The following is an 8,270-nucleotide window of genomic DNA, read 5'->3' as shown; positions in this document are numbered from 1 at the left end:
ACCTTGCAGGCCTTGGACACGTTGCCGAGTTCGGTTGCCAGGTTCAGCAGACCGATCTTGTGACGGATGACATTCTGATTGAGACTACTCATGGGGTTACTCCTGCGCTCACGCGACGTTTCGATGAAGCTTCGCACCTCTATCAAAACGGGTAACCCCACCTCGCGGCAAGGAACTCTGTCAGATCAAGTCTGAACTTCTACACTTGATCCGTTTTTCGTTATACCAGCGGATGTAATCGTCAACCATTGCGATGAACTGGTCGATCGAGGTGTCCTGCCAGTTCCTACGATAAAAGAGCTCCGTTTTTAGCCTGCCAAAGAATCCTTCACAGGCTGCATTATCCGGGGAGCAGCCTTTGCGCGACATTGATCGGGTGAATTTGGCATTGCTCATCCGCTTGACCCACCCAGGCCAACGGTAATGGCCTCCCCTGTCAGATCAAGTCTGAACTTCTACAGGTCATTCGCTTGGCTCGAAACCCGCCGTTCACCAATGGCAGCTTTCTTCGAATTCTAAAGCGGTAGATCTGTTAAGAGCTGACGCCCGGCATATGCTCGCTTTACGACTTCAACGTTCGAGGTAACGCTGGGCCTCGCGTTGACCGAGGGGTTAGGCCGCACCTGTTGCAAACTTGGCCTGGGCGCCTTCAACAATCTCTGCGAGTCGCTCAAGGTACTGATTTAATACGGCTTCGATAGGAGCGCCAGCGATCTCCGGCGGTGCCTCAGCGAAGAAAACCGTGACGTCGGCTCTGAATCCTGGCAAGTCGGACGGCAGTTCAACATAGAACTTCTCCACAACGCCAACTTCCGTCCCGACTTCCCAACCGCTGCCGCCAATACGGTCCCCAATGAAGAAGCCCTTCGCTCCGGGCGGTGGCTTGCAGCGTCGAATCAACTCAATGGGGTTGCCGTTGAGTGTGATCGAGGAGGCTACAGGGATTGAACCTTCCTTGAGGATCTCCGTGCGAACCTTGTACAAGTACTTCATCAGCGGGTCAGCCTCCATGGCTTCAACCTGTGGCTTGTACCAGTCGTCGAACGCCCTCTCCGTAGAGCGCAAGTTTTGAAGTACGTTCGTGACCGCGCGGCCGAACACTATGACATTGCGTACACCGGCAATTCGTGTCCTCGGGTCCTTGCTTTGCAGACCAACCAAGCCCAGTTGCGCCGTGTGCAGCATATCGTGGGCCCGCTGCAGAACCTCGGCTGTTGTTTTCGGCGATCTTGCCACTTGACCTCCGTTGTGCGGCCCAACGTGGAGTTGAGTGGCCTCGCGCGGCATTTCGCGCGAGGTCTCTCTCGAATGCAGGGTTAGGGGTTACCTTTACTTAGAAAACACCTGCTGTCGAATCAACCACCAGTTCGGCTTTGTTAGCTGTGCACCATTCCGCCAATTCAACGCGGAGAGTAGGCCAAAGGTCACGAGCCCAAACCGGCGCATTCTGTTTCCACACATCCTCAGTCGGCAGATAAGCGGACAAGATCCCCATCGGTAGCTCAAGAACGAACGTTCCTCCTGGACCGGTACAAAGCAACTCTTCTTTCCACCGTGCTTGGAAGGTAAAGACGCTCACTGGCGACCCCTAACAATTGATTGAATCGTTTCCGTATAGCTTCCCAAGATTTTTATCACGCTGCCTGGCGCTTGACAACGTGCCTTGAAGCGCTTGGTCTATCCCTCTGTCTATCATCCCGCTGACTCAGGATAGACTGATCTGGATTGCATGACATGCTTACCCTTCCCACCGAACTGACCCGTCTCTACGAGGCCCTGCTGGCACAACATGACGTCCTTGCGCCACAGCGCCCGTACTATCTGAAATGGCTGCGCTATTACTGGGATTTCTGTCACAAATATGCCCATACGGTGCAGAGCGTCACCCTCAAGGAGGCGAAGAGTCCGTTGGATTTCTGATAATCGACCGTCCGGTTATGGGTGGGCGGCCTGCCAAATTCCAGGCCGGTTCCGAAAGTAGCCATTCGAACGAATTTGCTGGCAACGCCGAATGACCGGTTAGGCCGACCTGACGCCGAAAAATCTAATCGGGCGACTGGCCGACACTGAGCGTACAAAGGCATTCCGTGCCCGGATGGCCGCTGATGTCTGTATTGTGTTGAAAAACTCGCCTGCCCGCAGTTTGTTCAGCATGCCGGAGCAAGAAACGGCGCTTTCATCGACTCGTACGCAAAAATTGGTTCAGATGCCTTCCGAAAGTTTGCCAGATTTCAAGTAGGAACGCGTCCCGGGCGCCGTCATCTCCGGGATCGATGTTTTTCAACACAATACAGACATCAGCGGCCATTCCCGGGTGGAATGCCCGTTCCGCACTCAGCGGGAGTCAGTCGCTGGCTTGGATTTCTCGGCGTCAGGTCGGCCAAAGCGGACACGCGACCCTTACCTTTGATTTTTGTGGCCGACAGTTTTCAGAGTTCTATGCCCGCGAAAGTGCGGCTGCTTGCGTTGTATCGTTACCCCTTTGTGCTAATCTCTGGTTCAGTCAACCGACTCTGCTACTGTAATGATTCGAAACGGCTCGGAGTACATTCGCATCCAAGCCGTCTCGATAGTTCTTTCGGGATTACCGACCCAATCCCCGTCGGCGTTCCGCCAAAAGTCAGGGCACCCAGTCTCCCGTGTCATAAAAGCTGATCCAGTCATTATCTGACTCGAGAACGGCGTCTATACAATTCCGTCCCTTTGTCCAAGGGTCGCTAATTCCGAAAAGGCAGCTGGCTGTTGCATAAACGCATCGCAAGCGGCGCAGCTGCTGTACTCACTGAACCTGCGATTCTCGCCAGGAGGTGAGTATTACAAGGAGGCCATTTATGAAATTGAACATGCCAATCACAAACAAGGAGGTCCGTCTCGCGGTCGATTCCATGATCGTCTCCAAGACCGATCTTAAGGGCAGAATCACCTACGCGAATCACGACTTTATCGAAATCAGCGGATTTTCGGAGCAGGAGCTACTCGGCTTCAACCACAATATCGTCCGTCATCCAGATATGCCGGCGGCCGCTTTTTCAGATCTTTGGCAAACCTTAAAGTCCGGACGGCCTTGGGTTGGTATCGTCAAAAACCGGTGCAAGAACGGCGACCACTATTGGGTCGAAGCCAACGTCACGCCAATCCGCGAGAGTTCACGTATCGTAGGGTATATGTCCGTCCGGTACGCACCGAGCCAGGAACAAATCGAGGCTGCCGATCGTTTGTACCGTTCCATGAATGCAGGAGAGCAACCTGCGTCACCTTTGTGGTCCAGAATCCTGCCTCGCAGCGTCCCGTTTTCAATCCGGCTGGGGCTCGCGCTTGCCATCGGTTCCGTCCTTGGCGGACTTGCGACACTGAGCGCCTACATGGGCCAGCCTGGGTTGGCCTTGGCCTGGTCGATCGTCAGCGTGCTGGTCGCCGCATTTCTGGGCGTCTACTTGTCGCGCACTCTGCATATCGGCATCGCCTCCATCACCCAGCGTGTGGAAGCGATGGCACAAGGCGATTACAAGGGGAGCGTCAGCCTGCTCGACACAGGCGACCCAATCAGACGACTCAGAGACTCGGTCAAATCCGCCCAGACACGCCTGGCTTTCGATCTTGCGGAATCCAACCGGCTAGCAGAGCAGGGCCTACTTTTAAGCAATGCGCTGGAGAAAGTCTCAACCGGGGTCCTAATTGCAGACCACGATCAGACGATCGTCTATATCAACAACGCCATGAAAAACATGCTCGGCAAACTGGAAAGGGAAGAAGGTTTCAACGCCTCCCGGGTGGCATTCAGCCAGTTGCTCGGCACCAAGCTCGAATCCTTATACGAACTTTCTGACGAGGGAGGCCCATTGGGCGCTTCGTTGAACACTACCTATTCGATTCAGACGAGCTTGGGCAGCCAGAGATTCGCCGTTGTCGGAAGCCCTGTGCTCAACGGAAAAGGCTACGTGGTGGGATTCGTAACGGAGTGGAGAGACATAACCGAGGAATTAAACAAGCGAGAACTTGAGCAGAAGATTCTTGCGGAAAATACTCGAATTAAAATTGCCCTGGACAATGTCAGTACCGGCGTCATGATCGCTGACAACACGCGTGAGATCGTCTACGCCAATCCCTCAGTCCGGAGAATTCTCAAGCAGGCCGAATCCGAAATTCGCAAGCAATTGCCTGACTTTAATGCAGACCATCTGGTTGGAGCCAACGTGGACTCATTCCACAAGAATCCGGCGAACCAGGCTTCCTTGCTCGCCCAATTCACAAGCACGTACTCGGCTAATTTGTCTCTGGGCTCGCACACCATGCGCGTCATCGCCAATCCCGTCATCGACGACAAGGGAGAACGCATGGGATCGGTGGCGGAATGGACCGACCTGACATCGGAAATACAAACTCAAGTTGAGATTGCGCGTATCGTCGATGCCGTGGGGCGGGGTGACTTTAACCTGCGGGTTGATACGAGTTGCAAGGAAGGCTTTTATCTGGGTTTGAGCCAGGGCCTGAACCAATTCTTACAAACGGTCGGGGATTCCATGAATGATATCCAGAGAGTATTGGATTCCCTCGCGAAAGGAGACCTTACGGTCGCCATGGAGAAAAATTATCAAGGGACTTTCGGGAAGATCAAGGAAGACTTCGAATGCACTGTCACGCGGCTCACCGAAATCATCTCGCAGATCAAGAACGCCACGGACACCCTGAATACGGCCTCGAAGGAAATCGCATTGGGGAATATGGACCTATCCCAGCGCACCGAGAAGCAGGCCCTAACGCTCCAAACGACAGCTTCCACCATGGAGGAATTGTCATCGACCCTTAAGCAGAATGCCGACAACGCCAAACAGGCAAACGAGATGGCCATTTCCGCATCGGAAGTTGCATCGAAAGGAGGCACAGTCGTTCAGCAGGTGGTCGGGACCATGCATGACATCAATAACAGTTCCCGCAAGATTGTGGACATTATTGGAGTCATCGACAGCATCGCATTCCAGACCAATATATTGGCATTGAATGCGGCGGTGGAAGCAGCGCGGGCCGGCGAGCAAGGGCGAGGATTTGCCGTAGTCGCTAGTGAAGTGCGCAATCTGGCTCAGAGGTCGGCATCCGCAGCAAAAGAAATCAAGGGTCTGATCCACTCGTCCGTGGAGGACGTCGAAAAAGGCGCCCTACTCGTGGAAGAGGCCGGCAAAACCATGCAGCAGGTCGTAACCTCCGTAAATCAGGTAACCGAACTGATCTCGGAAATTGCCGCTGCGTCAGCAGAGCAAAGCGTAGGCGTGGAACAGGTCAATCAGGCAATTGGGCAAATTGACGAAGTGACGCAGCAAAATTCGGCTCTCGTCGAGCAATCGGCCGCCGCCAGCGCGACCATGGCGGATGAATCGCGTCACTTGGCTGGTTTGGTGGAGTACTTTACGGTGCAAAATACGCTAGCGCTCCTGCCTCATCCACGCTCCGTGACAAGCAAAGATAAAGAGCTTGTGTGAACACTGCCACGAACCTGGTTGGGAGGTGGCTTCGGAAAATTGAACATTCGGCTAAGTGGATAAACTGCTCCCTAGCGGCGTGGGTAACGCCGATGACTTGAAGCATGCCATGAGTAGACGACCACGCCGGAACCACTCACCGACCTTCAAGGCTAAAGTGGTTTTGGCCGCCCTCCGGGGCGATAAGACGCAGGCCGAGTTAGACCAGCAGTTCGATGTCCACCTTAATCAAATCAGCGATTGGAGAAGCCAGTTGCTGGACGGTGTCGCCGGGGTATTCGGCGGCGATAAGCAGACCGAGCCAGCCATCGATATGAACGCGCTGCACGCCAAGATCGGCCAGCAGGCCCTGGAGATCGATTTTTTAGTCAGCGCGCCCGGGTAGGCGGAAAATCCGGGTGCAAAGCGATGATTGGCCGCTGGTTGTTCGCGTGGGGGCTTGGACAAATCTTCCCATCGAGCATCGAAGTGGAACTTGAATGACAGGTATCAATTTGTGGATGTGACGGTTGCATCCCGCTTGAATCCACAATTAAACCTCTGCCACTCGGAGCAGCATCCTAGGGGTCCCAGTTGGTCGCCAACATCACCCGAAAGGCAGCCATTAAGGGCGATTTAGAGGAGGAGCCGAGTGTCGGTTAAGGCCGATGGTTCGTCGCCGTGCTGCTGATCGGGAACGTCAGCAATGCAGACAGCAGCGGCGGTTCTGGTGCGGACTGACCGTGATTTGGCAGGGCCCCCGTCTCTTCGCGCAAATAGAAGAAAGCAGATGCGAGAAGCGAACGCGTCCAATTGACCTGGGCTACCTGAAGGGCGTGGCTGAAAGGTGCCCCGGAAAGGCGGGCACAGAGCGCGGCGCGGGCCTAAAGTGTCCGGGCGGAATTCTGAATCTAGGACCGAGGTCGCGGGTTTAACTTCATCTGGAACGGTGCGGGGAGCCGAGATGAATAAGTGCCGAATCCCTACAGGATTAATGCTGGACGGGGTGAGCGACAGGGAGATCTTGGTGATCGGAATTAGCAAGGAACGCCGATTGGGCTTCAGCGCAGCCATTCCGTGCAACTGTTAGTCTGGATGCCACATCCCTTTTCCTATGGCATGTCTTACCAGATGTATTGAGGATGCGAGTTCCAGTATTCGCCCTAGCGTCTACTGTGCGTCTACCGCGGAAAAAGGCTTGTTCGATTAATCGAAGCAACCCTTTGAATTTAATGGTGGCCAGGGACGGAATCGAACCGCCGACACGGGGATTTTCAGTCCCCTGCTCTACCAACTGAGCTACCTGGCCATCTCGTCGTTTGAGCTGCGCATTTTGTCGTGAATTCGCCTATGCGTCAACCCAAATTTTAAACGGAGCTAGGGGTAGCAGATAAGGCCTTGAAACTCCGCAAGGGGTTCAATGGGGCAGGGCGGAGAAGGGCAGGTCCAGGATGGCGTAATCGCCCCAGTCCTTGTAATCGTAATGCCACCATTCCGTGGGGTAGACGTTGAACCCTTCGCTTTCCATTGTGTGTCTAAGCAAGTCTCGCAGCCGGCGGGCTTGCGGGGTTCCGCCGGTGTAATCGGGGTAGGCGCGCTCGGCGAAATCGTCATAGGCGCTGGGCATGACAACTTCACGGCCGGTCTTGAGATCGTAAAGGCTCAAGTCGATGGCGCAGCCGCGGTTGTGACGGGAGCCTTTGCTCGGGTCGGCGACAAACGGCTTCTGGTCTTCCCGCACCGCATCCCAGAATATCTTGGTGACAGACCAGGGCCGGTAGCCGTCGAACAGAACCAGGCCGTATCCCTTATTTTTCAGTTTCGCTTGAGCCCGAACCAGGGCCTTCGCCGCCGGCTTCTGCAGGAAAACCCTGGCTTCCGGATAAACCGCCCGCCCCAGAAAGTTGTTCGCGGTGGCATAGCGCACGTCCAGCTTGAAGCCAGGATGGAGCTTTGCGACTTCCACCAGTTCTGGGGTACGGAAGGGACCGTCTTCGATGGGCGGCTCCTCCGCGGTGGCACATGTTGGGGGCGCCAGGCCGAGCAAGCCCGCGCAAATCAACGGGTTCCAGGTTTTGCGGTAGAACATCGGTGGTAAGCTGTACAAGTTGTGATCAAGAGCCTTTCTATAGTCCATTCTAAAGGGCTTGCGCCGGGCTCCACCAGTCGATGCACATTCTTATCCACAGAATCTGTGCGTATCGGGGAGGTGGGGGTGACCCTTCTCGGGAAAAACGCAGGCCAGGTGGTATGCTTTTTCGGGTTAACGGGATAACCCGCGCCCAATTGTGTAGACAGGATTAAGACATGACGCAAGCCGTCCTCCTTTTTCTCAGCCTTTTCGTCTTGTCGGCGCCCAGCTTGGCCGGCAGTCTGGTCGGAATAACCAGCGATGAACTGCAAGCCTTGCAGAAGAAGGGGGCTGCCGTCGTGGACATACGCACGCCCCAGGAATGGGCCGCCACCGGCGTGATCCAGGGTAGCCACGAACTCACCTTTTTCGATACCAGCGGACAGTATGACAAGGAGGCTTGGCTCAAATCACTGAAGCTGATGCTCGGCAAGAAAGACCAACCCGTGGTGCTGGTGTGCCGTTCCGGAAACCGCAGCGCCCTGGTTGGGAAGATGATGACCAGCGAGGCGGGCTTTGATCGCGTCTATCATCTGGAGAAAGGGATCAGGGAATGGTCGGCGCAAAGCCTGCCTTTGACGCCTGGTTGCGCAACCACCGCGACCTGCGCGGCGTCACCCGCCCGGCCGGCGTCCGCCGCGCCTTGAAATCCGGGTCGGGGACCCCCACCTTCGTAAGCAACCCAC

The 8,270-nt window shown here is 55.3% G+C and carries 5 protein-coding genes, 1 tRNA gene and 2 pseudogenes; 4 read left to right on the top strand and 4 right to left on the bottom strand.

All coding sequences use genetic code 11. The features are described from left to right. Positions 1-180: 180 nt before the first annotated feature. Both EK23_RS07375 and EK23_RS07370 read right to left on the bottom strand, forming a co-directional pair. A pseudogene (locus EK23_RS07375) lies at positions 181-441 on the bottom strand (IS3 family transposase); the annotation flags it as partial. A 171-nt stretch (positions 442-612) separates the two neighbouring features. After that, positions 613-1,236 (bottom strand): Ea47 family protein, encoded by a 624-nt coding sequence (locus tag EK23_RS07370; RefSeq protein WP_145998589.1) that lies wholly within the window; start codon positions 1,234-1,236, stop codon positions 613-615. Positions 1,237-1,734: 498 nt separating this feature from the next. Here EK23_RS07370 and EK23_RS07365 point away from each other — a divergent pair, with 498 nt between their 5' ends. From EK23_RS07365 to EK23_RS07355, 3 genes and pseudogenes are all read left to right on the top strand, one after another. After that, positions 1,735-1,920, top strand: a complete 186-nt coding sequence (locus tag EK23_RS07365; RefSeq protein ID WP_045224652.1) for a hypothetical protein — start codon at positions 1,735-1,737, stop codon at positions 1,918-1,920. A gap of 911 nt (positions 1,921-2,831) precedes the next feature. Continuing rightward, positions 2,832-5,474, top strand: coding sequence for a methyl-accepting chemotaxis protein (locus EK23_RS07360; RefSeq protein WP_082054017.1), 2,643 nt, complete (start codon positions 2,832-2,834; stop codon positions 5,472-5,474). A gap of 109 nt (positions 5,475-5,583) precedes the next feature. Continuing rightward, positions 5,584-5,894 (top strand): annotated as a pseudogene (locus tag EK23_RS07355) (transposase); the annotation flags it as partial. 792 nt (positions 5,895-6,686) lie between these two features. Here the strand turns inward: EK23_RS07355 and EK23_RS07350 are convergent. Further along, positions 6,687-6,762, bottom strand: a tRNA-Phe gene (locus EK23_RS07350). 108 nt (positions 6,763-6,870) lie between these two features. Further along, positions 6,871-7,542: a M15 family metallopeptidase gene (locus EK23_RS07345; protein WP_082054015.1), complete on the bottom strand. Its 672-nt coding sequence runs from the start codon at positions 7,540-7,542 to the stop codon at positions 6,871-6,873. Between the two features lie 218 nt (positions 7,543-7,760). On the opposite strand from EK23_RS07345, the gene EK23_RS07340 reads away from it, so the two are divergent. Further along, entirely contained in the window at positions 7,761-8,231 is a 471-nt protein-coding gene (locus tag EK23_RS07340) for a rhodanese-like domain-containing protein (protein ID WP_045224651.1), read from the top strand. The last annotated feature ends 39 nt before the right edge of the window (positions 8,232-8,270 follow it).

The sequence above is a fragment of the Methyloterricola oryzae genome (assembly GCF_000934725.1).
GTDB classification, from domain to species: domain Bacteria; phylum Pseudomonadota; class Gammaproteobacteria; order Methylococcales; family Methylococcaceae; genus Methyloterricola; species Methyloterricola oryzae.
Note: the sequence above shows the minus strand (reverse complement) of the source record. Positions and strands in the feature narration are given on the sequence as shown.

What these genes read in the sequence shown, in the direction of transcription:
- EK23_RS07365 (WP_045224652.1), top strand. Translation starts at nt 1,735, where the DNA reads ATGCTTACCCTTCCCACCGAACTGACCCGTCTCTACGAGGCCCTGCTG.
- EK23_RS07360 (WP_082054017.1), top strand. Translation starts at nt 2,832, where the DNA reads ATGAAATTGAACATGCCAATCACAAACAAGGAGGTCCGTCTCGCGGTC.
- EK23_RS07345 (WP_082054015.1), bottom strand. Translation starts at nt 7,542, where the DNA reads ATGTTCTACCGCAAAACCTGGAACCCGTTGATTTGCGCGGGCTTGCTC.
- EK23_RS07340 (WP_045224651.1), top strand. Translation starts at nt 7,761, where the DNA reads ATGACGCAAGCCGTCCTCCTTTTTCTCAGCCTTTTCGTCTTGTCGGCG.